The organism is Streptomyces sp. NPDC033221, assembly GCF_055577005.1.
The window spans coordinates 39228-64128 of the sequence record NZ_JBVIQN010000020.1; the positions used below are offsets into that span (position 1 = coordinate 39228).

Annotated in this window: 19 protein-coding genes and 2 pseudogenes; 10 read left to right on the forward strand and 11 right to left on the reverse strand. The window is 73.2% G+C overall.

What is annotated here, in order from left to right; all coding sequences use genetic code 11:
• Nucleotides 1–74: 74 nt before the first annotated feature.
• The 7 genes from ACZ53K_RS24800 to ligD all read left to right on the forward strand — a co-directional run bounded on the left by ACZ53K_RS24800 (nt 75) and on the right by ligD (nt 8739).
• A complete protein-coding gene (locus ACZ53K_RS24800; RefSeq protein WP_468840501.1) occupies nt 75–752 on the forward strand; it encodes an HAD family hydrolase in 678 nt (225 codons plus the stop codon).
• Nucleotides 749–3841: an FAD-binding and (Fe-S)-binding domain-containing protein gene (locus ACZ53K_RS24805; RefSeq protein ID WP_468840503.1), complete on the forward strand. Its 3093-nt coding sequence runs from the start codon at nt 749–751 to the stop codon at nt 3839–3841. Before ACZ53K_RS24800 ends, ACZ53K_RS24805 begins: the two co-directional genes overlap by 4 nt.
• Before the next feature lie 145 nt (nt 3842–3986).
• Nucleotides 3987–5795, forward strand: coding sequence for a thiamine pyrophosphate-requiring protein (locus ACZ53K_RS24810; protein ID WP_468840505.1), 1809 nt, complete (start codon nt 3987–3989; stop codon nt 5793–5795).
• 81 nt (nt 5796–5876) lie between these two features.
• Nucleotides 5877–6509, forward strand: a complete 633-nt coding sequence (locus ACZ53K_RS24815; protein ID WP_468840507.1) for a diguanylate cyclase — start codon at nt 5877–5879, stop codon at nt 6507–6509.
• Between the two features lie 179 nt (nt 6510–6688).
• Nucleotides 6689–7021, forward strand: coding sequence for a plasmid stabilization protein (locus ACZ53K_RS24820; protein ID WP_468840508.1), 333 nt, complete (start codon nt 6689–6691; stop codon nt 7019–7021).
• A gap of 15 nt (nt 7022–7036) precedes the next feature.
• Entirely contained in the window at nt 7037–7735 is a 699-nt protein-coding gene (locus ACZ53K_RS24825) for a DNA polymerase ligase N-terminal domain-containing protein (RefSeq protein ID WP_468840510.1), read from the forward strand.
• Complete coding sequence (gene ligD / locus ACZ53K_RS24830) at nt 7732–8739, forward strand: non-homologous end-joining DNA ligase (RefSeq protein ID WP_468840512.1); 1008 nt, start codon at nt 7732–7734, stop codon at nt 8737–8739. The genes ACZ53K_RS24825 and ligD overlap by 4 nt, the downstream gene beginning before the upstream one ends.
• Nucleotides 8740–8808: 69 nt before the next feature.
• On the opposite strand, the gene ACZ53K_RS24835 is transcribed toward ligD, so the two are convergent.
• The 8 genes and pseudogenes from ACZ53K_RS24835 to ACZ53K_RS24870 form a co-directional block, all read right to left on the reverse strand.
• Complete coding sequence (locus ACZ53K_RS24835; protein ID WP_468840514.1) at nt 8809–9363, reverse strand: hemerythrin domain-containing protein; 555 nt, start codon at nt 9361–9363, stop codon at nt 8809–8811.
• Between the two features lie 15 nt (nt 9364–9378).
• Nucleotides 9379–10650: a 4-hydroxybenzoate 3-monooxygenase gene (locus ACZ53K_RS24840; RefSeq protein ID WP_468840516.1), complete on the reverse strand. Its 1272-nt coding sequence runs from the start codon at nt 10648–10650 to the stop codon at nt 9379–9381.
• A gap of 5 nt (nt 10651–10655) precedes the next feature.
• On the reverse strand, nt 10656–11699 hold the full coding sequence (locus tag ACZ53K_RS24845; RefSeq protein WP_468840518.1) for an alpha/beta fold hydrolase: 1044 nt from the start codon (nt 11697–11699) through the stop codon (nt 10656–10658).
• Nucleotides 11696–13135: a 3-carboxy-cis,cis-muconate cycloisomerase gene (pcaB, locus tag ACZ53K_RS24850; protein ID WP_468840520.1), complete on the reverse strand. Its 1440-nt coding sequence runs from the start codon at nt 13133–13135 to the stop codon at nt 11696–11698. Before pcaB ends, ACZ53K_RS24845 begins: the two co-directional genes overlap by 4 nt.
• Nucleotides 13122–13916 (reverse strand): protocatechuate 3,4-dioxygenase subunit alpha, encoded by a 795-nt coding sequence (pcaG, locus tag ACZ53K_RS24855; protein WP_468840522.1) that lies wholly within the window; start codon nt 13914–13916, stop codon nt 13122–13124. Before pcaG ends, pcaB begins: the two co-directional genes overlap by 14 nt.
• Nucleotides 13916–14728: a protocatechuate 3,4-dioxygenase subunit beta gene (gene pcaH / locus ACZ53K_RS24860; protein WP_468840695.1), complete on the reverse strand. Its 813-nt coding sequence runs from the start codon at nt 14726–14728 to the stop codon at nt 13916–13918. Before pcaH ends, pcaG begins: the two co-directional genes overlap by 1 nt.
• A 15-nt stretch (nt 14729–14743) precedes the next feature.
• Nucleotides 14744–15502, reverse strand: a pseudogene (locus ACZ53K_RS24865) (CoA-transferase subunit beta); the annotation flags it as partial.
• Nucleotides 15499–16325: pseudogene (locus tag ACZ53K_RS24870) on the reverse strand (CoA transferase subunit A). The pseudogenes ACZ53K_RS24865 and ACZ53K_RS24870, both read right to left, overlap by 4 nt.
• Before the next feature lie 200 nt (nt 16326–16525).
• Here ACZ53K_RS24870 and ACZ53K_RS24875 point away from each other — a divergent pair.
• A complete protein-coding gene (locus tag ACZ53K_RS24875) occupies nt 16526–18238 on the forward strand; it encodes an IclR family transcriptional regulator domain-containing protein (protein WP_468840524.1) in 1713 nt (570 codons plus the stop codon).
• Nucleotides 18239–18288: 50 nt separating this feature from the next.
• Here ACZ53K_RS24875 and ACZ53K_RS24880 read toward each other — a convergent pair whose 3' ends face one another.
• The 3 genes from ACZ53K_RS24880 to ACZ53K_RS24890 all read right to left on the reverse strand — a co-directional run bounded on the left by ACZ53K_RS24880 (nt 18289) and on the right by ACZ53K_RS24890 (nt 21325).
• Nucleotides 18289–18666 (reverse strand): VOC family protein, encoded by a 378-nt coding sequence (locus ACZ53K_RS24880; protein ID WP_468840526.1) that lies wholly within the window; start codon nt 18664–18666, stop codon nt 18289–18291.
• 63 nt (nt 18667–18729) lie between these two features.
• Entirely contained in the window at nt 18730–19428 is a 699-nt protein-coding gene (locus tag ACZ53K_RS24885; protein WP_468840697.1) for a restriction endonuclease, read from the reverse strand.
• Between the two features lie 685 nt (nt 19429–20113).
• Nucleotides 20114–21325, reverse strand: a complete 1212-nt coding sequence (locus ACZ53K_RS24890; protein ID WP_468840528.1) for a YihY/virulence factor BrkB family protein — start codon at nt 21323–21325, stop codon at nt 20114–20116.
• 18 nt (nt 21326–21343) lie between these two features.
• Between ACZ53K_RS24890 and ACZ53K_RS24895 the strand changes: the two genes are divergently transcribed.
• The gene (locus ACZ53K_RS24895) at nt 21344–23011 is read left to right on the forward strand and encodes an acyl-CoA dehydrogenase family protein (RefSeq protein ID WP_468840530.1); all 1668 of its coding nucleotides are present in this window, start codon (nt 21344–21346) and stop codon (nt 23009–23011) included.
• Between the two features lie 399 nt (nt 23012–23410).
• Nucleotides 23411–24691 carry a GAF domain-containing protein gene (locus ACZ53K_RS24900; RefSeq protein ID WP_468840532.1) on the forward strand — a complete coding sequence of 427 codons (1281 nt, stop codon included), beginning with the start codon at nt 23411–23413 and terminating at the stop codon, nt 24689–24691.
• Nucleotides 24692–24901: the final 210 nt, after the last annotated feature.

Consider the following 24901-nt stretch of genomic DNA (forward strand, 5'->3'; position numbering starts at 1 on the left):
ACGGGTCCGGGCGGCGGGCAACAAGGCAATACGGCCGGATCCGTGCGCGGCCGGCCCTCGCGGAAGGAATCACGGTGAGCTCACGCGGAGCCGCACTCTTCGACGTCGACGGAACGCTGGTCGACAGTACCTACCTGCACGCGGTCACCTGGTGGGAGGCGTTCCGGCAGTCCGGCCACCGGGTGGCCATGGCGGACATCCACCGGACCATCGGCATGGGGTCCGACCATCTGATCGGCCATCTGCTCGGCGAGGACCGGGACGGCGACGAGGACGAGACCATCCGGACGGCGCACGGCACGCTCTTCGCCCAGTACTGGGAGCGGCTGGCCCCGCTCGACGGCGCGGCCGAGCTGCTGCGGGCCTGCGCCAAGCGCGGCTGGACGGTGGTGCTGGCGAGTTCGGCGCACGGCCCCGAGCTGGAGGCCATGCGCCGGGCGCTGGACGCCGAGGACGCCATCACCGCGGTCACCAGCTCCGACGACGTGTCGGCGAGCAAGCCGGCTCCCGACCTGGTGCACAGCGCCCTGGAACACAGTGGCGTCGCCGCGGACTCCGCCGTCTTCATCGGTGACACCGTCTGGGACGTACGGGCCAGCCACCGCGCCGGTGTGCCGTGCCTGGGGGTGCTCAGCGGCGGCTTCCCGGAGCGCGATCTGCGGGAGGCGGGCGCGCACGAGGTGTACGACGGTCCGGCGGACCTGGTCGAGCGGCTGGACGGCAGCCTGCTCGCGGCGCCGGAACGGCGATGACGGCGGGGGCGGACGGCAGCGGGCGCCACCCCGCACAGTGGCCGGACGGACGTTCCGAGGCGCTGGAGGCGGCGCTCCGCACCCGCGTGGACGGTGAGGTGCGGTTCGACGCGGGCAGCCGGGGCGCGTACGCCACCGACGGGTCGAACTACCGGCAGGTGCCGATCGGCGTGGTCGTGCCGCGGACCACGGACGCGGGCGCGGCGGCCGTCGCGGTGTGCGCCGAGTTCGGCGCGCCGGTGCTGTCCCGGGGCGGCGGGACGAGCCTGGGCGGGCAGTGCACCAACACCGCCGTGATCATCGACTGGACCAAGTACTGCAACGCGTTACTGTCCGTGGACCCCGACCGCCGTACGTGTGTGGTCGAGTCCGGCATCGTGCTGGACGAGCTGAACCGGCTGCTGGCGCCGCACGGGCTGAAGTTCGGGCCCAAGCCGTCGACGCACAGCCACTGCGCGCTGGGCGGCATGATCGGCAACAACTCGTGCGGCGCGTCCGCGCAGGCGTACGGCAAGACGGCGGACAACGTGCGGCGGCTGGAGATCCTGACGTACGACGGGCTGCGCTGCTGGGTCGGCCCGACGTCCGAGGACGCGTACGAGGAGGCAGTGGCCGGGGGCGGGCGCAAGGGGCAGCTCTATGAGGGTTTGCGCAGCCTCGCCACGCGCTACATGGCCGATGTCCGCCGCGGCTTTCCCGACATTCCCCGGCGGGTCTCCGGCTACAACCTGGACGCGCTCCTGCCGGAGCATGGCTTCAACCTCGCCCGCGCGCTGGTGGGCAGCGAGGGCACGCTGGTCACCGTCCTGCGCGCGGAGCTGGAGCTCGTCCCCGTACAGCCCTACGAGGCGATGCTCGTCCTCGGCTACCCGGACATCTGCACGGCCGCCGACGACGTGCCCCGTCTGCTGGAGCACGGCGACCCGACGCAGCTGGAGGCCATAGACGGCCGGATGGCGCAGCTGATGCGGGAAGAAGGTGCCTACCTGGATTCGCTGGAACGTTTCCCCGAGGGCGACGGCTGGCTGCTGCTGCAGTTCGGCGGCTACAGCCGGGACGCGGTGGACACCCAGTGCCAGGCGCTGCTGGACGGGATCGGCCGGTCCGAGGACGACGCGTCGGTGGCCTTCTCCGACGATCCGGCGCGCGAGCAGAAGATGCTCAAGGCGCGGGAGGCGGGGCTCGGGGTGACCGCCCGGCCGCCGGACGACCGGGAGACCTGGGAGGGCTGGGAGGACTCCGCCGTGCCGCCGGACCGGCTCGGCGATTACCTGCGGGACCTGCACCGGCTTTTCGCGGAGTTCGGGTACGACCACGCGGCGCTGTACGGGCACTTCGGGCAGGGCTGTGTGCACACCCGCATCCCGTTCGACCTCAAGAGCGCCGACGGTGTCGCGGACTTCCGCGCCTTCCTCTTCCGCGCGGCCGACCTGGTCGTCTCGTACGGCGGGTCGCTGTCCGGCGAGCACGGTGACGGGCAGGCGCGCGGGGAGTTGCTGCCGCGGATGTTCGGCGAGCGGCTGATGACGGCGTTCGGGGAGCTGAAGCGGCTGTTCGATCCGGACGACCGGATGAATCCCGGCAAGGTCGTCCACCCGGCCGGGGTCGACGAGCACCTGCGGCTGGGCGCCGGGTGGCGGCCGCGGAGCCTGGAGACCCACTTCGCGTACCCGGACGACGACCGCAGCTTCACGCAGGCCGTGATGCGCTGCGTCGGCGTCGGCAACTGCCGTACGCAGGAGGGCGGCGTGATGTGCCCCTCGTACCGGGCGACCGGCGAGGAGGAACATTCCACCCGCGGCCGGTCCCGGCTGCTGTTCGAGATGCTGGGCGGGCACGCGGACTCCCCGGTCACCGACGGCTGGCGCTCCACCGAGGTACGGGACGCCCTGGACCTGTGCCTGGCGTGCAAGGGCTGCAAGTCGGACTGCCCGGTCGGTGTCGACATGGCGACGTACAAGGCGGAGTTCCTGTCCCACCACTACGCGGGGCGGCTGCGGCCCGCCGCGCACTACTCGATGGGCTGGCTGCCGCTGTGGGCCCGCCTCTCCCGGCTCGCTCCGGGGCTGGTCAACGCCGCGCTGAACGCGCCGGGGCTGGCCCGGCTCGGCAAGCGGGTGGCCGGGGTGGCCGCCGAGCGGGACGCGCCGGTCTTCGCGCGGGAATCGTTTGTGCAGTGGTGGCGGGCGCGCGGCACCGGCGAACCGGACCCGGCGGACCCGCGGACGGTCGTGCTGTGGCCCGACACGTTCAGTACGTACTTCCATCCGGGTGTCGCCAAGGCGGCGGTCCGGGTCCTGGAGGACGCCGGATTCCGGGTCGCCGTGCCGGAGCGGGCGGTGTGCTGCGGGCTGACGTGGATCTCCACCGGCCAGCTGGACACGGCCGGACGGGTGCTGCGGCGGACCCTGGACGTACTGCGGCCGTGGATGGAGGCCGGCACGCCCGTCATCGGGCTGGAGCCGTCCTGCACCGCAGTCTTCCGCGCCGACGCGCCCGAGCTGATGCCGGACGACGAGGACGTGCAGCGGCTGGCGCGGCAGTTTCGTACCTTCTCCGAGCAGCTGGTCAACCACGCCTCCGAGGGCTGGCAGCCACCGTCACTGGACCGGTCGGCGACCGTGCAGACGCACTGCCACCAGCACGCGGTGCTGGCGTTCGACGCCGACCGGGAACTGCTGCGCCGGGCCGGGGTGGACGCCGACGTGCTGGACGCCGGCTGCTGCGGACTCGCCGGGAACTTCGGCTTCGAGCGCGGGCACCACGGGCTCTCGAAGGCCATCGCGGAACAGGGTGTGCTCCCCGCCGTACGGGACACCCCGCCCGGCGCGCTCGTGCTGGCCGACGGCTTCAGCTGCCGTACGCAGATCGAGCAGGGCGGCACCGGGCGGCGGCCCGTGCACCTGGCCGAAGCCCTGGCCCTGGGGCTCGACCGGCGGCTGCCCGCCGACCATCCGGAGCGGACCGCCGACCGCCCCGCGCCGCCCGCGGCCGGCACCGGACGCCTGCTGACCGCCGCCACGGCCGTGGCCGCCGGCGGCGCGCTGGCGGCCGTCACCCGTTTGCTGGTGCGCAGACCGCACCGCTGATCGCGGCCGGGAATCGGATGTCCGTTTGTGAGATGTACGTCCGTTTGAGAACCGTTCCTTCGGCCGTGCATCCGTAAGGCAGGGACGGGCACACGGATAGCCGGGCCGGCACCCGCCGTCGCGATTTGGGAGAGGAAAGAACCGCATGACCACCAAAGTCTCCGACCACATCCTCCAGCGCCTGCGCGAATGGGACGTCGACCATGTCTTCTCCTATGCGGGGGACGGCATCAACGGACTGCTCGCGGCCTGGGGACGGGCGGACAACCAGCCGAAGTTCGTGCAGGCCCGGCACGAGGAGATGGCCGCTTTCGAGGCCGTCGGGTACGCCAAGTTCTCCGGCAAGGTGGGCGTGTGCGCGGCGACCTCGGGACCCGGCGCGATCCACCTGCTGAACGGGCTCTACGACGCGAAGCTGGACCACGTCCCCGTGGTGGCCATCGTGGGCCAGACCGCGCGCAGCGCGATGGGCGGCTCGTACCAGCAGGAAGTCGACCTGATGGCCCTGTACAAGGACGTCGCGTCGGAGTTCTGCGAGATGGTGACCGTCCCCGAGCAGCTGCCGAACGTCATCGACCGGGCGATCCGCACCGCCTACGCCAAGCGCACCGTCACCGCGATCATCGTCCCCGGCGACGTGCAGGAGCTGGAGTACAGCGCGCCGACGCACGAGTTCAAGATGGTGCCGTCCAGCCTGGGCGTGTCGCCGTACGCGCCGGTGCCGGCCGACGAGGAGCTGCGGCGCGCCGCCGAGGTGCTCAACGCGGGCGAGAAGGTCGCGATCCTGGTCGGGCAGGGCGCCCGGGGCGCCCGCGAGCGGGTCGAGGAGATCGCCGGGGTGCTGGGTGCCGGGGTGGCCAAGGCGCTGCTCGGCAAGGACGCGCTCTCCGACGAGCTGCCGTATGTGACCGGCGCCATCGGGCTGCTGGGCACCCGGCCCAGTTACGAGCTGATGCAGGAGTGCGACACGCTGCTGGTGATCGGCTCCAGCTTCCCGTACTCCCAGTTCCTGCCCGAGTACGGGCAGGCCCGCGCCGTGCAGATCGACATCGACCCGTTCATGGTCGGACTGCGCTACCCCTTCGAGGTCAACCTCGTCGGCGACGCGGACAAGACGCTGGAGCGGCTGCTGCCGCTGCTCAAGCACAAGAAGGCCCGCAAGTGGCGGGAGCAGATCGAGTCGAACGTCGAGCGCTGGTGGACGGTCATGGAGCGGCGCGCCGCCGTCGAGGCCGACCCGGTCAACCCGGAGTACGTGGTGCACGCCCTCGACGCGCTGCTGCCCGACGACGTGATCCTGGCCGCGGACTCCGGCTCGGCGGCCAACTGGTACGCGCGGCACCTGCGGCTGCGCGGCTCGATGCGCGGTTCGCTGTCCGGGACGCTGGCCACCATGGGGCCGGGCGTGCCGTACGTCATCGGCGCCAAGTTCGCCCATCCGGAGCGGCCCGCGCTGGCGATCGTCGGTGACGGGGCGATGCAGATGAACGGCATGGCGGAGCTGATCACCGCGTCCAAGTACTGGCGGGAGTGGAGCGACCCGCGGCTGATCGTGGCCGTCCTGAACAACGAGGACCTCAACCAGGTGACCTGGGAGATGCGGGCCATGTCCGGGGCGCCGCAGTTCGAGGAGTCGCAGCGCATCCCGGACGTGCCGTACGCCGACTTCGCGCGCTCCATCGGCCTCGGCGGCGTACGGGTCGAGCGGCCCGAGGAGGTGGAGAGCGCGTGGCGGCAGGCGCTCGCCGCCGACCGGCCGTTCGTCATCGACTTCCGTACCGACCCCAACGTGCCGCCGATCCCGCCGCACGCGACGCTGGACCAGATCGAGGCGGCGGCGAGCGCGATCCTCAAGGGCGACCCGGAGACGGCCGGGGTGCTCAAGCAGGGCGTCAAGGCGAAGATCCAGGAATTCCTGCCGGGCGGCAAGGGCCGCGGGGACGGCAAGGACTGACCGGCGGGCCGGGGCCCGGCGGCGGATGCCGGGCCCCGGCCCCCGGCCGACACCGACCAAGTCGAATCGCGAGGAGGACCCGTGGCCAGGTTGACGGCGCTGAAGGACTGGCGGCACTGGCGGCGGGGGCGGGCCCTGCGGCCCGCCCCCGGCGCGGACGACGTGGAGAACGCGACCCAGCGCGTCCTGATGTACGGCGTACTGCCCATGTGGTTCGTGCCGGCCGTCGCCGACTGGGTGATGCACCGGCGTACGAACATCGAGAAGACCACCGGCGTCAAGGAGTCGGCGATCCACGCGCTGATGATGGCGGAGGCCGGGGTGCCGGTGCTGGCCGGGCTGGTCGCGCGCGTCAACCCGCTGGTGCTGTCGATGATGGGCGGGGCCGCCGCCGTGCACAGCGCGACCGCCATCTGGGACGTGACGGTGGCCACCGAGGACCGCGAGGTGCGGCCGGTGGAACAGCACATCCACAGCTTCTTGGAGGTACTGCCGCTGGCGGCCGTAATCATCACGTCCTGCCTGCACTGGGAGTCCGTACGCGACCTCGCGCACGGCGGAAAGCAGCCGGACGCCTGGAAACTGCTGCCCAAGGAACGGCCGCTGCCCAAGAAATACCTCGCCGGGATCGCGGCGGGGGTGGGGGCTTTCGTCGCCCTGCCGTACGCGGAGGAATTCATCCGGTGCGTCCGGGCGCGCAAGGCCGGTGCGTGAGAACGGGCCCGTGACCATCCTTGTGTTCCGCCGGGTTCGGCCCGTCGGGGCAGTCGCGGGAGCCATTCGTTACAGGCTTCCGTTCACGGGTAACCGTAGACCCAGAAACGGTTTACGGCAGGCCCCGGACAGGTACGCCGTACGTGTCCGGGGCGTGTGCGAGACAGAGGAGAAGCACCATGCCCGCAGGATCGAACTCCAAGCGTGAGCGCCAGTACGAGCACATCAAGGAAGGCGCCGAAAAGCGCGGTACGTCCAAGGGCCGGGCGAAGGAGATCGCCGCCCGCACCGTGAACAAGGAACGCGCCCGCTCCGGCGAGTCCAAGTCGGCCAGCAAGTCCTCGACCCAGGACCGCAAGTCGGCGCCCGAGCGCGGCGGCCAGCGCTCCGGCAACCGCACCGGCTCCAAGGGCCCGACCCGCGACCAGCTCTACAACGAGGCCAAGCAGCGCGGGGTGGAAGGCCGGTCGAACATGAACAAGGACCAGCTGGCCAAGGCGCTCGGCCGCTGAACCGGCAGGCCGGCGATGAGTGAGGGACCGCTGCGGACCTATCTGTCCAAGCGGCATTTCGACCGGACCTCGGAGCCCCGGGGCGGCTCGTCGGAGTCCTCCGGGGAGCCGCGGTTCGTGGTCCAGATCCACGACGCGAGCACCATGCACTTCGATTTCCGGCTGGAGGTCGACGGGGTGCTCAAGTCGTGGTCCGTACCGAAAGGCCCGTCCACGGACCCGAAGGACAAACGGCTGGCCATGCCCACCGAGGACCACCCGTTGGACTACCGGGATTTCGAGGGTGTCATTCCGGAGGGCGAGTACGGTGGCGGCACCGTCATCGTGTGGGACCAGGGCCACTACCGCCCGATGTCGCACGACAAGAAAGGCCGATCCGTACCGTTCGCCGAATCCCTGGAAAAGGGCCACGCGAGATTCTGGCTGGAAGGGAAGAAACTGCGCGGCGGTTATGCCCTCACCCGGTTCCGCGGCGGCCCGGACAGCGACGAGCGGGAATCGTGGCTGCTGGTGAAGGCGGCCGACGAACAGGCCGACGGGCAGGGCACGCCCGACCCGAAGCGGGCCCGCTCGGCGCTCAGCGGGCACACGCTCAAACAGGTGGCCGCGGACGTCGCGGAGGAGTCCGGCGCGGACGGCAAGAAGTCCGGCAAGGACGGCGGGCGATCCGGCAACAGCAACGGCAAGAGCACCCAAGGCAAAGGCCACGCGTGAGTTCCCTGCTCGACGGGCTGCCCGCGGCCCAGCACGGCCTGCTGACCGCCGCGCCGCCCGGTGCGGAACTGGCCGTCCGCCCCATGCTGGCGGTCCTCAGCGACCGGCGGGAGTTCGACGACGGCTGGGTCTTCGAGCGCAAGCTGGACGGCATCCGGGTACTGGCCGTACGGGAAGGCGACCGCGTACGGCTGCTGTCCCGCAACGGCAACGTACTGAACGACACCTACCCGGAGATCATCGAGGCACTGGCGAAGCAGCCGTGCGCCGACTTCACCGTGGACGGCGAGATCGTCGCCTTCCACCGGGGCCGCACCGACTTCGCCCGCCTCCAGCAGCGGATACAGCTCACCGACCCGGACCGGGCGCGGGCGAGCGGCGTCGCCGTCACGTACTACCTCTTCGACCTGCTGCGCCTGGACGGGCAGGACACCGCGCGGCTGCCCCTGCGGACCCGTAAATCACTGCTGCGGCGGGCGCTGGAGTTCCGCCGGCCGCTGCGGCTGACGCCGCACCGCAACGCGGGCGGCCGGGAACAGCTCGACCAGGCATGCGCCCGCGGCTGGGAAGGACTGATCGCCAAGCGGGCCGACGGGCGCTATGTGCCCCGCCGCTCCCCCGACTGGCTCAAGCTCAAGTGCGAGGCGGGCCAGGAGCTGGTGGTCGGCGGGTTCACCGAGCCCGCGGGCAGCCGGAGCGGCTTCGGCGCGCTGCTCGTCGGCTATCACGAGGACGAGCGGCTGCGGTACGCGGGCAAGGTCGGCACGGGCTACGACCACCGGCTGCTGCGCGATCTGCGCCGCCGGATGGACGCGCTGGAGACACCCCGGACCCCGTTCGCCGACGAGGTGCGCGAGCAGCATGTGCACTGGGTACGGCCCGAGCTGGTCGCGCAGATCGGCTTCACCGAGTGGACGCGGGACGGCAAGCTGCGCCATCCGCGGTTTCTGGGCCTGCGCGACGACAAGAAGCCGTCGGAGGTGGTCAGGGAGCGGCCGGGGTGAGGACCCCGGCCGCCACCCGGCCGGCCGCTCGACCGGACGCCCTGCCCGGCGGCCGGTGGCCCCGGCGGGTCAGGCGTTGCCCATGGCCTTGCGTACGGCGTCCCGGGTGCGGTCGATCACCGCGGCAACCGGCCCGGCCGCGAGGTTCTTGGCCGCGGTGTCCGTGCCGGGGTGCGGCCGGGTCGGCGCCAGGGCTTCGGCGGCCTTGACGGCGCGCGCCAGGGTCTCCAGGCCGCGCCGGTCCGTCACGTCCCGCAGCCGGGCGAACTCCGTCCGCTCCTCGGCGTCCGCGTGGGCCAGCACGTCCTGCTGCAGCGCGGTGAACCGGTCGTGGAACTCCGGTGCCCCGGTCTCCAGGGACGACAGTTCGCTCAGCGTCTGCTTGGCGCGTTCCTCCTCCTCGATCCGTTCGCCGACCACCCGGTCGCCGCCGTCGATGTGCCGGCGGGCGTACGGGTGGACGACCTCCTCCTCGGCCGTCTCGTGCACCGCGAGCAGGCGCACGAGGCGGTGGAAGGCGTCCGCGCGGTCCGCGTCCTTGGAATCACTCACTTCGTCGAGAAGCTCGCGGATCTGCCGGTGCTGCTGTTTGAGCAGTTCGACGACGTCCGGCTGTTCACTCATGTCCGTGTACCTCCGTCACGGCGGTGGTGCCAGCAGTGTTCCGGAGCCGCGGCGGGTACCCCCGGCCGCGGGGACGAACCAGGGCCCGGACGCCAGCGGGAGACCCGTGTAATTCTCGGCCAGTTCGGCGGCGGCGTGCGGGGAGGACGTGATGCGGTCGAGCTGGGCGGTCTGCAGACGGGTGTCGAAGGCGCTCTGGCCGGGCGCGGTGTGCAGCGCCGTCGTCATGAAGTACGAGAAGTGCTCGGCGCGCCAGACCCGGCGCAGACAGGAGTCGGACCAGTCGTCCAGCAGCCCGGTGCCGCCGGTGTCCCGCAGCCGGGCGAAGGCCCGGGCCAGTTCGGTGACGTCGGAGACCGCGAGGTTCAGGCCCTTGGCGCCGGTCGGCGGGACGATGTGCGCCGCGTCCCCGGCGAGCAGCACCCGCCCGTACCGCATCGGCTCGGTGACCACACTGCGCATCGGCAGGACGGACTTGGCGGTGATCGGGCCGCGTGCCAGTGTCCAGGGACCGTCAGTGGCGGAGCGGGCGCCGAGTTCGTCCCAGATCCGCTCGTCGGGCCAGTCGGCGGGGTCGGTGCCGTTGGGCACCTGGAGGTAGAGGCGGCTGACGGTGGGCGAGCGCATGCTGAACAGGGCGAAGCCGCGCTCGGAGTGCGCGTACACCAACTCGTCGCAGGACGGCGGCACATCGGCGAGGACGCCGAGCCAGGAGTAGGGGTAGCCGCGCTCGTACGTACGCCGCGCCCCGGCCGGTACGGCATCACGGGTGACGCCGTGGAAGCCATCGCAGCCCACAACATAATCGCAGGTCAGAGTGTGTTCGCGACCCTCGTGCGCATAGTGGATCACGGGCCGTGCGGTGTCCGCGCCCCGCACCGCGAGCGCCCGCGCCCCGAAGACCAGCGGCCCGCCGTCCGCGAGCTGGAGGCCGATGAGGTCCTTGACCACCTCGGTCTGCGCGTACACGACCACACTGCGGCCGCCGGTCAGGGCCGGAAGGTCGACGCGGTGCGAGCGGCGGCCGTAGCGCAGCTGGATGCCGTGGTGGACGAGCCCCTCCCGGTCCAGGCGCTCCCCCGCGCCGCACGCGCGCAGCGTGTCGGCGGTCCCCTGTTCCAGGACTCCGGCGCGCTGCCGCCGCTCGACGTGGGCGCGGTCGCGGCTCTCCAGGACGACGCTGTCGACGCCGGAGCGGTGCAGCAGCCGCGCCAGGAGCAGTCCGGCCGGCCCGCCGCCGACGATGCCGACGGTGGTCGTGGCGGGGGCGGGGGCTGAGGGGCGCATCGGGGTCACTTTCCTTCGCGGTGCTCGGCGAGGACGCGGTCGGCCAGGTCGACAGGGTCGCCACCGAGGACGGCGCGGCGGACGGCGATACCGGCGGCGTGCCGCGCGCGGTCGTCGGTGGGCTGCTCCAGCGGCGGGTGCGCCGTGAAGTGGCCAAGGAGCGAGGCGAGTACGGCCACCGGCTGCTCGAAGCCGGCCAGATGGGCGGCACCGGCGACCTCGGTCAGGCTCGCGCCCGGGATGCCGTCGGCGAGTTCGCGGGCGTGGGCGGGTGGTGTCGCGGGATCGTCGCGGCCGGCGACGACGAGGGTGGGCGCGGCGATCCGGCCCAGTTCGCCACGCACGTCGTACGTGGCGAGCGCGTCGCAGCAGGCCGCGTACCCTTCGGGCGCCACGGTCCGCAGTTCGGCCAGGAGCGCGTCCGCCGCCGGTGCCCCGGTGCGGGCCGGAGTGAACCAGCGGCCGGCGGCCGCGGCGGCTACCGGCGCGATGCCCTGCTCCCGTACCAGCGCGGCCCGTTCGTGCCACGCCGCGGGCTCGCCGAAGCGGGCGGAGGAGCAGATCAGAGCGAGGGACGCGACGCGCTCGGGGTGGTGGATCGCGAGCCAGGCACCGACCGCGCCACCCAGGGAGATGCCCGCGTACGCGAACCGGTCGATGCCGAGGGAGTCGGCGAGGGCGAGGACGAGGCCGCTGAGGCCGGCGACCGTGCAGGGCTCGCCCGTACGCCCCGTGCCCGTACCCCTACCGGTGCCTGTGCCCGTACCGGTACCTGTGCCCGTACCGGTACCTGTTTCCCTACCCGTATCCGTGCCCGTACCCGTATCCGTGCCCGTGAGCACGCCGTACGGTGTCCCGCCGTGCCCCGGGAGGTCCCAGCGCACGACGCGGAACCGGCGCGCCAATGCCGCCATCTGGGGCTCCCACACCTGGAGTGAGGTGCCGAGGGACGGGCCCAGGATGAGCGGGGGCGCGTCGGCGGGCCCGTCCTCACGGTGGTGCGGGAGCGAGAAGGCGGGCCCGGGCCGGGCGTTCGGCGATGTGGTCATGGGTGCTCCCGCGGGGACGGTGCCGGACAGTGGGCGCCGGGGCGGCGCAGGGCGCGGTCCACGAGCGTTCCGGCCGAGCCGGTGTACGTGGCGGGGTCGGCCAGTTCCCGCAGCCGTGCCGCGGGGAAGTCCGCCGCCACGGCGGGATGGTCCTCGCGCAGGGCGCGGTCCAGTGACTCGGCCAGGCCGGTGCTTTCCTCGGCCGACCGGCGCGCCACCTCGGTCAGCAGCCGTTTCGCGGTGTCCCGGCCGAGGTGGACGCCGAGTACGGCCGCCAGGCGCTCGGTGACGATCAGCCCGCCGGTCGCGGCGAGGTTGGCGCGCATCCGCTCCGGGTGCACCCGCAGGCCCGCGGTCAGTCCGGCGGCGTCCCGGGCCGCGCCGCCCACCAGGCGCAGGGCGTCGCGCAGCGGCTGCCACTCGGCGTGCCAGGCCCCGGCCGGCCGTTCGTCCTCGGCGGTCAGCGACCCGTACAGCACCCCGGCCAGGGCCGGGACCTGCCGGGCCGCGGCGGCGATCAGCGCGGCCCGGACCGGGTTGGACTTGTGCGGCATGGCGGAGGAGCCGCCGCCGCTGTCCTCGGCCAGTTCCCCGGTCTCCGTACGGGACAGGGCCAGCACATCGGCGGCGATCTTGCCGAGTGCGCCGGCGGTGTGCGCGAGCGCGCCCGCGAGGTCGGCGACCGGGGTGCGCAGGGTGTGCCAGGGCAGCAGGGGTTCGGCGAGGCCGGTCTCGGCCGCGTACGCGGCGAGCAGCCGCAGCCCGAGGTCCGTGCCGGACCCGGAATCCGGCCCGCCGCCGTCCGCCTCCGCGAACGCGTGGAACGCGGCGAGGGTGCCCGCCGCCCCGCCCAACTGCGCGGGCAGGGCGGCCTGTACGCCGGCGAGCCGGTCCCGTGCGTCCTGCACCAGTCCGCGCCACCCGGCGGCCTTGAGGCCGAAGGTGATCGGCACCGCCTGCTGGGTGAGCGTACGGCCCGCCATGGGGGTGTCGCGGTGCTCGGCCGCCAGCCGGGCCAGGACGGCGACGGTGTCGTCCAGGTCGCCGAGGACGGCGTCCAGGGCGTGCGAACAGACCAGCATCGTGGCCGTGTCGAGGATGTCCTGGCTGGTCGCGCCGCGATGGACGTACGCGGCGGCCGCGGCGTCGTGCCCGGCCACGGCGGACGTGAGCGCGGCGACGAGCGGGATGACCGGGTTGCCGCCGGAGCGGGCCTGTACCGCGAGGTCGCGGGCGTCGTAGCGGCCGGTGTCACGCGCGGCGGCGGTGACGGCCTCGGCCGCCGCGGCGGGCGCCAGCCCGACCGCTGCCTGCGCCCGGGTCAAGGCCGCTTCCGCGTTCAGCAGGGCGCGTACGTATCCGGCGTCGCCGGTGGCGGCCTCGACGGCGGACCCTGCCCGGCCCGGCGCCAGCAGGCCGTGGTCAGCGGAACTCAAGGAAAACCGTCTCTTCGCACTCCTCGCCGCCGTCCGCGGCCCCGCCCCCGGCGCCGGCCGCCTGGAGCCGGATGTCGAAGCGGTACCGCCGCTCGCCGTCGGCCCGCGCGACCAGGGTGCGTGCCCGGTGCGCCGGAAGCCGGGACAGCAGCGGGTCGGCCGCGTGGGCCGCCGCGTCCCCGGGGAAGTAGATCCGGGTGAACAGGTGGTGCAGCAGGCCGCGGGCGAAGACGCACACCGCGATGTACGGTGCCGCGACCGGGCGGCCCGCCGGGGCCGTGGCGGGCAGGGTCCGCAGGACATAGCGGCCGTCGGCGTCGGTGGGCACCCGGCCGAAGCCGGTGAAGTCCACGCCGTCCCGGCCGATGGCCGCGCCGGTCGCCGGGTCGCGGCGCAGCGACCCGGGCGCGCCGCGCAGGCTCCCGTCCGGACCGGCCTGCCAGAACTCCAGCAGCGCGTCCGGCACCGGCTCCCCCGCGCCGTCCAGGACCCTGCCGTGCAGGGTGACGGTGTCGGGGTGGCCTGCCGGGGCCATTTCCCCGCCGCCGGGGAACGGCAGCGCGTAGCCGTAGAAGGGACCGATGGTCTGGGAGGGGGTGGGGGCGAGTGTTCCGGGTGTCGCGGGTGTCGCGGGTGTCTCTGGGGTTTCGGGCGATCCCGGCCCCGGCTGCTGCGGGACGCCTTCATGCCGCGGTTCGCCGACGGGTGCCTTTTCGCGGCGCGGCACGGCCTCAGAGGATGTGGCCTCGTGGGGTGCGGCCTCGTGGGGTGCGGCGGGCATCAGCGGTCCTCCTCGGTCCAGGTGGCGGACGGTCCGTCCAGCACGATGTCCCAGCGGTAGCCCAGGGACCACTGCGCGCGCCCGAGTTCCGGTGCGTACGCGCAGACCAGCCGTTCGCGGGCCCGCGGGTCGGTGCACGAGGCGAGGATCGGGTCGTACGGGAACAGCGGGTCGCCGGGGAAGTACATCTGGGTCACCAGCCGCTGGGTGAAGGCGGTGCCGAAGAGCGAGAAGTGGATGTGGGCCGGGCGCCAGGCGTTGTGGTGGTTGCGCCACGGGTAGGCGCCGGGCCGGACGGTGGTGAACGCGTACCCGCCCTCGTCGTCCGTCAGGCAGCGGCCGACGCCGGTGAAGTTCGGGTCGAGCGGCGCCGGATGCCGGTCGTGCCGGTGGGCGTACCGGCCGGCGGCGTTGGCCTGCCAGATCTCGACGAGCTGGCCGCGCACCGGACGTCCGGCACGGTCCCGTACCCGGCCGGTGACGGTGATCCGCTCACCGAGCGGCTCGCCGGCGTGCTGCCGGGTGAGGTCGGCGTCCAGGGCGGTGACGTCGGTGACGCCGAAGGCGGGCCCGGACAGTTCGACGGCCTCCGGGTCGTACGGCGCGTCGATCACGGCCGACGGCTGGACGGGGTGGCGCAGACGGGTGCTGCGGTACGGCGCGAAGTCGCGCCCGGGGTGCGCCGGTACGGGTCCACCGGCCGTACGGGCGCGGACGGCGGCCGTGTGCAGCTCGGCGATCTCACGGTCGATGACGGACTGCGGTTCGGGGGCCGGGGTGGGCGGGGCGGCGGAGGCGCTGGGTGGAGTCATCAGGAGATCTCGTCCCTTGAGAGCGCGCAGCGCGGACAGTTCGGCGGCCGTCGGCGCCTGAGTGACCGTCAGGTCCGGTGCCACCCGCAGGTCCCAGCCGGTCGCCTCCCGTGCCTGCGCCGGTGTCACACCCGGGTGCAGGGCGGTCAGGACGAGTTCGGCGGTGTCCGGGTGCGGACGCAGGATGCCGAGGTCGGTGATGACGGCGGTGGGTCCGGCACCGCGCATCCCGAGGGCGGCGCGGTCGCCCGGTCCGGAGCCGTGCCCCAGGGTGGTGACGAAGTCGAGCGCGGGCACCAGGTTGCGGCGGGTGTGCCGCAGCACGATGAGCACCTCGCCGCAGTTCGTGGCGATCTCGGGGGCGCCGCCCGCACCGGGCAGCCGGCCCTCGGGCCGGTCCGGGCCGCGGTCCACGACCGTGGTGTTGATGTTGGCGAACCGGTCGAGCTGGGCGGCCCCGAGGAAGCCCACGTCGATCCGGCCGCCCTGCAGCCAGTAGTTGAACATCTCCGGCACGGACACCACCGCGTCGGCCGTGTCGGCCAGTTCGCCGTCGCCGATCGACAGCGGCAGCCGCGTCGGCCGGGAGCCGATGGTCCCCGACTCGTACACCAGGACCAGGCCCGGGTTGACGGTGCGGCGCGCCAGGTTGGCGGCGGTGCCGGGCAGCCCGATGCCGACGAAGCAGCTCCGCGCGCCGGCCAGCGCGCGGGCCGCGTTGACCTCCATCAGCTCGTCGCGGCCGCAGCGCGCGCCGCCGTCCGTACCGCTCATCGGGCCCCACCCTCCGTGGTACTCCGAACGTGGTCGTCGAGCCACCGCAGGAACGTGTCGCGGTCGCGGGAGACCGCGTCCCACTCCTGGTAGAAGTCGTTGTCCCGGACCGAGTACCCGGCAGCGTACGACGGGTGGGCGCCGCCGGGCACGAGCGCGACGGCATCGATCACCCAGCCGGGCAGCACCACCGAGCCGGGCCGGGGCTCCAGGGCGCCCTCGACGATCTCCTCGACGGTGACCAGCACCCGCCCGGCGGCCAGCACCGCTTCCTTCTGCACCCCGGTCAGGCCCCACAGCTGCACGTTGCCGTCCCGGTCGGCCTGCTGGGCGTGGATGACCGTGACATCCGGGTTGAGGGCGGCCACGGCGGCCAGTTCCTCGCCGGTGAAGGGGCAGGTGACGGTGGCGACGGTGTCCGTACGGCGGGGGAGGTGGCTGCCGCGGTAGCCGCGCAGCACCGCGAACGGCAGCTTCGAGGCGCCCGCGACATAGCGGTTGGCATCCCCGCGTGGCTGTGCTCGTCCAGCTCCAGGGGGTGCGGCCAGCCGTTCTCGACCGCGTCGCGGAAGCGGTGCAGCGAGCCGACGCCGGGGTTGCCGCCCCAGGAGAAGACCAGTTTGCGGGCGGCGCCCGCGCCGATCAGCTGGTCGTAGACCACGTCGGGGGTCATCCGGGCCAGCGTCAGGCCGGTGATGCCCTGCCGGATGATCTCGTGCGCCGCGGCGAACGGGATCAGGTGGGTGAAGCCTTCCAGCGCGACGGTGTCCCCCTCGCTCACCAGGTCCCGTACAGCGCGGTGCAGGGAACGGATATCGGCCATGCCCTCGCCCTCACGTCGTCACGTGGCGCCAACGCGGCGCCCGGCGGAGCCGCCACCACCCCGCCCCACCCGGTACCCCATGTTCGCCAAGTGAACTTCCGTTCATAATTGAGCGCGCCCCGAGTTTGTCCCCCTCTCCCAGCCCTGTCAACGGCCCGGCGGGTACGGTTCCGACGAGATTTCCGCACCGTGGAGAGCCCATGACGCACCCCGCCACCGACACGCCACCCTCACCACCACCCCACGAAGCGGTGGGCCCGCTGATGCGGAGCCTGTCCGTACTGCGCGCGCTCTCCACGGGCGGCGGACGGCAGGCCGTCGGCGACCTCGTCCGCGCGACCGGCCTGGCGCGCTCCACCGTCGACCGCGTCCTGAGCACCCTCGCCCGCCTCGGCCACGTACGCGTCGAGGGCCGGGACGCGGTGCTCGCCCCCGGCCTGCTGGAACTCGGCAACGCCTATCTGGCCGCCTCCGAGCTGCCCGACCGGCTCGCCCCGGCCGCCGAACGGCTCGCCGACACGCTCGACGAGTCGGTCTCGCTCGCCGTGCCGGACGGCGACGGGGTGCGCTTCGTCCACCAGGCGACGCGGCGGCGCGCGATGTCACTCGCCTTCCGCATCGGCGACCTGCTGCCCGCCGAACGGGTCGCGGTCGGCCCGCTGTTCGCCGCCGGCTGGGACGAGGACGCCTGGCAGCGCTGGCGGGAACGGCGCGCAGCGGACCCCACGGACGCCGGCTTCCCAGCCGTACCACCTCGTCGGAACGAGGACCGCGGCAGCGAACCAGCCGCCATCACCGCGGACTTCACCTCCCGCGTCGAAGCGGCCCGGACCACCGGCTGGTCACTGGACGATCAGCTGATCGAACCGGGCCTGGTCGCCATCGCCATGCCGGTACGCGACGCACGGGGCCGCCCGGTGTGCGCGGTGAGCGTCGTCAGCCACACCAGCCGACTGGCCGCCGGCGACCTCCCCGCCGCCGTATTCCCCCGACTACGCGCAGCCGTCACAGAAATGGAACGCTCCCTGGCCGCGCCGTTTCCGCCCACCACCGCACCTACGCCCGTACCCCCCGGGCCGTCCACCACCCGACACCACGCCTCCTGGATGCGCGCCTCCAAACAGGAACTGGGACCGGAGTTCGTCGAGTCCCTGGCCCGCGGCCTGCTCACGCTCACCGCGTTCGGCACCGGCCGGGCCGCACTCCCCCTGACCGCCGTGGCGGAAGCCACCGGCCTGGCCCGCGCCACCGCGCGCCGTGCCCTGATCACCCTCGAACACCTCGGCTACCTCACCACGGACGGCCGCCTCTTCCGCCCCACCCCGAAGATCCTCGAACTGGGCTTCGCCCCGCTCTCGGGCCTGACCCTCCCCGACATCGCCCGGCCCCACCTCGCCGCGCTGGTGGAGCAGGTGCACGACTCGGCGTCGATGGCGGTGCTGTCCGGTACGGACATCCAGTACGTGGCCCGGGTCCCCACCGTACGGATCATGAGCGTCAACATCACCGTGGGCACCCGCTTCCCCGCCCACCCGACCTCCATGGGCCGGGTCCTGCTCGCGGACCTGCCACCGGCGGAACGCGAAGCCCACCTCGCCCGCGCCGACCTCACCCCGCTCACCCGGCACACGGTCACCTCCCCCGAACGACTCGCCGCTCTCCTGGATGAGACCCGCGAGAACGGCTACGCCCTGGTGAACGAGGAGCTGGAGGAAGGCCTGCGCTCGATCGCCGTCCCCGTACGCGACCGCCGCTCGCGCGTCGTCGCCGCGGTCAACGTCTCCACCCACGCGGGCCGCCGCTCCCCCGCCGAGGACCGCGACACCCTCCTGCCACCGCTGCGCGCGGCCGCCGCCCGCATCGAAGCGGACCTGCACACGGCGGAACGCTACCTGCGGATACCACTCGCCTGAGACGCACTCCCAGGACATATGCCGCCGCACGACATCCGCCGCAAGAGCCGTCAAAGCGGCTCGACACGCCCCTTGAGCAGGCAGAACACATTGCCTTCGGGGTCGGCCAGGCAGTGCCAGGACTCTTCGCCGGTCTGGCCGATGTCGGCCGGGCGCGCCCCGAGGTCCAGGAGGCGTGCGAGTTCGGCGTCCTGATCGCGGTCGGTGGCGTTGACGTCGATGTGCAGCCGGGAGCTCCCGGCCTTCGGCCCGTCGCCGCGGCTGAGGATGATCGTCGGCTGCGGGCCGCCGAACCCTTCGCGCGGCCCGATCTCGATGTCGCCCTCTTCACGACCGAGCACGACGAAGTCCAGGACCTCGCACCAGAAGCGCGCCAGCACCTCGGGGTCCCGGCAACCGAGCACCAGCTCACTGATACGGCTTGCCATCGACTTGCCCACCCTTCCGCCGGGGGCTGCGACCCTACCCGGAGGGGGCGGCAGGCCGCACCGTCATTCCCAGGGCGCGGGCCCGGCCCCGTTCGACCACGCGACGAGCCGGTCACCGTCGAAGCAGCGGATGCCGCAGGTGCCGGCGTAATCGGTGGCGGGTTCGGTGAAGGCGCTCGTGGTGACGACGGCTGCGATCTCGGCCTCGTGCACGGTGTAGCAGGTACCGCCGAAGCGCTGCATGTCCTGGGAGCCGACCTTGTTCGTCGGGCAGTAGCGCTTGCACTGGATGATGATCCGCCGGCCGTCGGACGTGGTGGCCAGCACATCGGCACCCAGGTCCCCGGCCCCGCCGACGACCTCGACGTCCCGGCAGCCGTCCCGTTCGCAGAGGCGGGCTATCGCCTGCTCGAAGGCGTACGCGTCCAGGGCGAGGAAGCCGTCGACGCTCCACGACGCGACGGCCGTGGGCGCGGGCTCGTCCACGACGGGCGGGACGGCCTCCTCCGCCACGACCGCCCTGGCCACCTCCGCCTCCGCCTCGGCCTTCCCCGCCCGGGCCGCCCGCCGCAGTTCGCGCAGGCGCGGCATTCCCCGTACCGCCACGACGACCCCGGCCATGAGGAACGGGAGAAGGACGGCGCCCACCAGCAAGGCCATACCCGGATGCTCCGCCGCCCACCGGACCACCTCACGGACGGCGAGAAACCCGCCGCACACCAGGACCCCGACGACGGCCAGGACGAACACCGTCCGCCGCATCGGGTACGTACGGGCACGGCGCCGGGCCGACGGCCCGTCAACTCCCATGGGTGCGGCCACAGGCTACTCCTTCACTTCCACGGAACGGTTACGGCTCCTCACTCACCTCCTGCCCCACGGAACCCATTCCATGATCACCACGCTGCCGCAGCCGTCCCCGCCCCGTCTCCGTCTCCGTCTCCGTCTCCGTCTCCGTCTCCGTCGAACGTTCTCCAGATCCCGCACCACCGCCAGCACAACCACCACCACGATGAACACCACCGCTCCCAGCGCGGCCAACGAAATCACCATCGGATGCACGGATCTCCCAACAAAAGGCAGCGGCAGGCGGCGAATTCCCCAACCCCTGGAAAGCACCATGCGGCACCCGCCTGCCACCCCGTCGCCCATTACCTCCGCCCCACGCACCCGTCACCCGAATTCACCACACGGAGACCACCCTGCCCGCGCCCCAAAGACAAATGCTGCCCCTACCCCCGAACGGTCAGGCGGCGGACCGTTTTGGCGAGACGCCGCGGGCGTTCGTGCTCCTGGGCGGGGACCGGAACTCACGGACATGACGATTCTGCCGAAGCGCAGCGCGGCTCGCGATACCGACGTCGACCGGCTGCGGGCGCTGTTCGAGGGGCGGCTGACCCGCGTCTGAGCCGGTCGGGCCGGTGTCCGCGGCCTGGCCCCGGCGCCCTCAGCGCCGCCGGCGCCCCTTCGCGTACATGTGCAGCCGGGTCTTGATGTCGGCCGGTGGCAGGAAGTGGGTCCAGCGTTCGGGGTATTCGGCTGGGGGCGGCGGGCCCGGGTCGTCGTCCTCGTCGTCCTCGTCGTCATCGTTCTCGTCATCTTCCGCGTCGTCCGCCTGTGGGGTGCCGGCGGGAGTGGCTGCCTCGGGGGCCGCGGCCAGGAGGCCGAGGGCGGCCAGGGCCGAGCGCTGCGCCGCGGCGACCTCGCGGGCCCGGTGTTCCTTCTCGGCGCGGCCCGCCGCGGTGGCGACCGAGGGCCATACGCGGTCGAGGGCGGCGTTCATGGCCGCGCCGACCAGGACGGCGAAGGCGGACACGCCGATCCAGAGGAGGACGGCGACGGGCGCGGCCAGGGAGCCGTAGATGGTGGGGCCCTCCACGGTCTGGGTGAGGTAGACGCGCAGCAGGAGGCTGCCCAGGACCCACATGGCGAGGGCGACGACCGCGCCGGGGATGTCCTCGCACCAGGGTGAGCGCACGGGGACGGACACGTGGTAGAGGGTGGTGAGGAAGGCGACGGAGAGGATGAGGACGACGGGCCAGTACAGGATGCGGATGGCGGTCTCGCTCGCCGGCATCCAGCTGACGACGGTGTCCGGGCCGACCACCATCAGCGGCAGCGCGACCGCGCCGACGACCAGCGCGGCCAGGTAGAGGACGAAGGCCAGTAGCCGGGTGCGGACGATGCCGCGCCGCCCGTCCAGCCCGTACATGATCGTGATGGTGTCGACGAAGACGTTGACCGCGCGGGAGCCGGACCACAGGGCGATGGCGAAGCCGAGGGAGATGACGTCCGGGCGGCGGCCCGTGAAGATGTCGTCGAGCAGCGGCCGGGCGATCTCGTTGACGCCCTTGCTGGACAGCAGGGTGTCGGACGCGCTGAGGATGTTCTCGCGGATGTGGTCGATGGTCTCCTGGCCGATCCAGGGCTCCATGTAGCCGAGCAGGCCGATGAAGCCGAGGAGCAGCGGCGGCAGCGACAGCAGGCAGAAGAACGCGGCCTCGGCGGCGAGCCCGGTGACGCGGTACTCCATGCAGGAGTTGACGGTGTCCTTCAGCAGCAGCCAGGCGAGGCGGCGTTTGGAGACGTTCCGATACAGGACCCGGGCCCTGTGCAGACGGCCGGACGGCCGCTGCGCTGCTTCTTTCACTGGCTGCACCTCCTTACCGTAGCTGCCATGGCAGCCACCACTCATACGGTCACGAACCAGCCTCCGCCGCTGGTCGGGTACGACGTCTTCGCGGCGGACGCGGCGCTCACCGAGGGCGTCGCGCGGCATGTCCCGCCCGGATTGCGGGACGAGGTGCAAGGTGAGCTGGGCGAGCTGGGGCGCGCGGCGGGCTCCGCGCACGCGCAGCGCTGGGGCGCGCTGGCCGACGGAAATCCCCCCGTCCTGCGTACCCACGACCGTTACGGCCACCGGGTGGACGAGGTGGAGTTCCACCCGGCGTGGCACCGGCTGCTGGGGCACGCCGTCTCGTCCGGGCTCACCGACGCCTGGTCGCGGCCGGCCGGGCATGTCCGGCGTACCGCGGGGTTCCTGGTGTGGACACAGGCCGAGTCGGGCCACGGCTGTCCGCTGTCGATGACGCACGCGGCGGTGCCGGCGCTGCGGGCCGATCCGGCGCTGGCGGCGGAGTGGGAGCCGCTGCTGACCTCGCGGGTGTACGAGGCGGGGCTGCGGCCGGTGGCGGAGAAGCCCGGCGCGCTGGCCGGGATGGCGATGACGGAGAAGCAGGGAGGCAGTGATGTGCGGGCGGCCACGACGGTCGCGGAGCCCCTGTCCGCCGACGGGGAGTATGTGCTGACGGGACACAAGTGGTTCTGTTCGGCGCCGATGTCGGACGCGTTCCTGGTGCTGGCGCGGACGTCGGGGGACGCGTCGGAGCGGGCCGACGGGGACGGGCTCTCCTGTTTCCTGCTGCCGCGGGTGCTGCCGGACGGCAGCCGCAACTCCTTCCGCATCCAGCGGCTCAAGGACAAGCTGGGCAACCGTGCGAACGCGTCGGCGGAGGTGGAGTTCGACGGTACGACGTGGGCGCGGCGGGTCGGTGCGGAGGGACGCGGCGTCGCGACGATCATCGAGATGGTCGCGGCGACCCGGCTGGACTGTGTGACGGGCTCGGCGGCGGTGATGCGGCAGGCGGTGGCCCAGGCGCTGCACCACTGCGCGTACCGGAGCGCGTTCGGCAAGCCGCTCGCCGACCAGCCGCTGATGCGCAACGTCCTCGCCGACCTGGCGCTGGAGTCGGAGGCGGCCACGGCGCTGGCGCTGCGGCTGGCGGCGGCGTACGACGCGGATACCGAGCAGGAGCGCGCCTTTCTGCGGCTGGCGGTCCCGGCCGCCAAGTACTGGGTGACCAAGCGCTGCACGCCGGTGGCGGCCGAGGCGCTGGAGTGCCTGGGCGGCAACGGTTACGTGGAGGAGTCCGGGATGCCGCGGCTGCTGCGCGAGTCACCGCTGAACTCCGTCTGGGAGGGGGCGGGCAACATCCAGGCGCTGGACGTGCTGCGGGCGCTGCGCCGCGAACCGGCGGCGCTGCATGCGTTCCTGACGGAGATCGGTACGGCCCGGGGCGCCGACCACCGGCTGGACGGCGCGATCAAGGGGCTGCTGACCGAACTGGCCGACCTGGAGGGCATCGAAGCCCGCGCCCGGCGGCTGGCGGAGCGGATGGCGCTGGTCCTTCAGGGCGCGCTGCTCGTACGGTACGCGCCGCCGGAGGTCGCCGACGCGTTCTGCGCCTCGCGTCTGGGCACCGACCACGGCGCCTCCTTCGGCACCCTGCCGCACACGCTCGACCTGCGCGCGATCGTGGCGCGGGCGCGCCCGGTGGCGGAGTGAGACACCGGCACGGGTACGCGGTGGCGGGCTCCGGTCCCTCAAGAGGGGGGTGGGGCCCGGAGCCCGCCACCGTGTGGGCGGGGAGCGGTGCCGCGCCGACCCGGCGCCGCCCCCCGGTCTCGGACCGGTCCTCAGGACCGGCCCGCGAGGTCTGCCGCCACTGTTGCCGCTGTGCCGTCCCGACGGCGTACCCGGCCCGTGGCGTCCGGCCGGTGTACGGCGGGGACGCCACACCGTGGCGTCGTTCCCTGTCGGCCTGCCGGTCACCTTCCTCGCCGCCGTCATACGCCACAACAGTTGCAGCCGGTTGCAACCAATTGACGCAATACCGCGTGGGGACCGGCCCGGTGACGGCACCATGGGCGGCAACCACGGACCGTGCACGACGGAGAGAACAGCGTGAGCGACAGACCGAGCGACATGGGTATCTGGTCGGCCCAGGAGGTACGCGAGACGACGCGGCGGCTCGCCTCGCTCCGTGAGGCCACGCTCTGCGGCGGCCGGACGGCCGCCGCGCCCCGTGCCGTCATCTGCGAGTCCTGGCGCCGGGCGCTGGACCGCGGGGTGGATCCGGACCGGGACCGCCGGGAGCGTCCGCTGACCGTGGAGGAACTGGAGCACCGGCGGCACAGTTCCCGGCTCGCTTCGCTGCTGCCGCTGTTCAACAGCGGTCTACTGCCGGCCGCGGACGCCGCCCAGCAGATCATGGTGGTCACGGACGCCGAGGGCCGGGTGCTGTGGCGGGAGGGCTGCGCGCCGGTGCGGCGGATGGCCGACCGCCACGGCTTCGATAAGGGCGCGGACTGGACCGAGGAGATCGTCGGCACCAACGCCATCGGGACCGCGCTGGTGGCCCGCCGACCCGTCCTGGTGCACTCCGCCGAGCACTTCGTGCGCACCCACCACCAGTGGACCTGCGCGGCGGCGCCGCTGCACGATCCGCGGGACGGGCGGCTGTTGGGCATCGTGGACGTGAGCGGCCCGGCGTACACCTTCCACCCCACCACCCTCTCGCTGGTCTCCGCGGTGGCCCGGCTGGCGGAGAGTGAGCTGCGCGACCGGCACCACAGTGCGCTGGACCGGCTGCGGGCGAGCGCCGCGCCCGTGCTGGCCCGGCTCGGCGGGCAGGCGCTGGCCGTCGACAAGGACGGCTGGACGGCGGCGGTCACCGGGCTGGCGCCGCCGGACCGGGTCGCGCTGCCCAAGTCCCCGGAGGCCGGGCCACTGTGGCTGCCGCGCTACGGCATGTGCACGCTGGAGCCGCTGCCCGGCGGCTGGCTGGTGCGGGTCGGCGCGCCGCAGGGCGAGGAGCCCCGGGCCAGCCGGGTGCTGCTGGACCTCGGCAGCCGTACCCGGCCGGCGGTGACGGTCACCGGACCGGCGGGCAGCTGGACGCACGAGCTGAGTCCGCGCCATGCGGAGGTGCTGTTCGTGCTGGCACACCGGCCGGAGGGACGCAGCGCGGCCGACCTGGCGCAGGACCTCTTCGGGGACCGCGCCCGTACAGTCACGGTACGGGCCGAATTGTCGCGATTGCGCCGCCATCTCGCGAGCGTGCTGGCGCACCGGCCGTACCGGTTCGCCGACGGGGTGGACGTGGAACTGCGGCTGCCGCCGAGCCCGGTGGATCTGCTGCCGCACTCGACGGCGCCGGCGGTGGTGGCGGCGCGGCAGGCGTGACGGGGAGCGCGGGCCCGGCGCGGTGCGCGGGCACCGCGCATAACGCCGCACGCCGCACGCCGCACGCCGCACGCCGCAAAAATACGATGCGGCCTCCCGCACCCCTCCAGTAATCTGGAACCGCTTCGAACATCAGCTCCCCAGGAGGACGTCGCAGAACGGGAGCAGCCCACGCCACAGCGCGCGTGCGGCCAGGCGAGCGGGCGACAC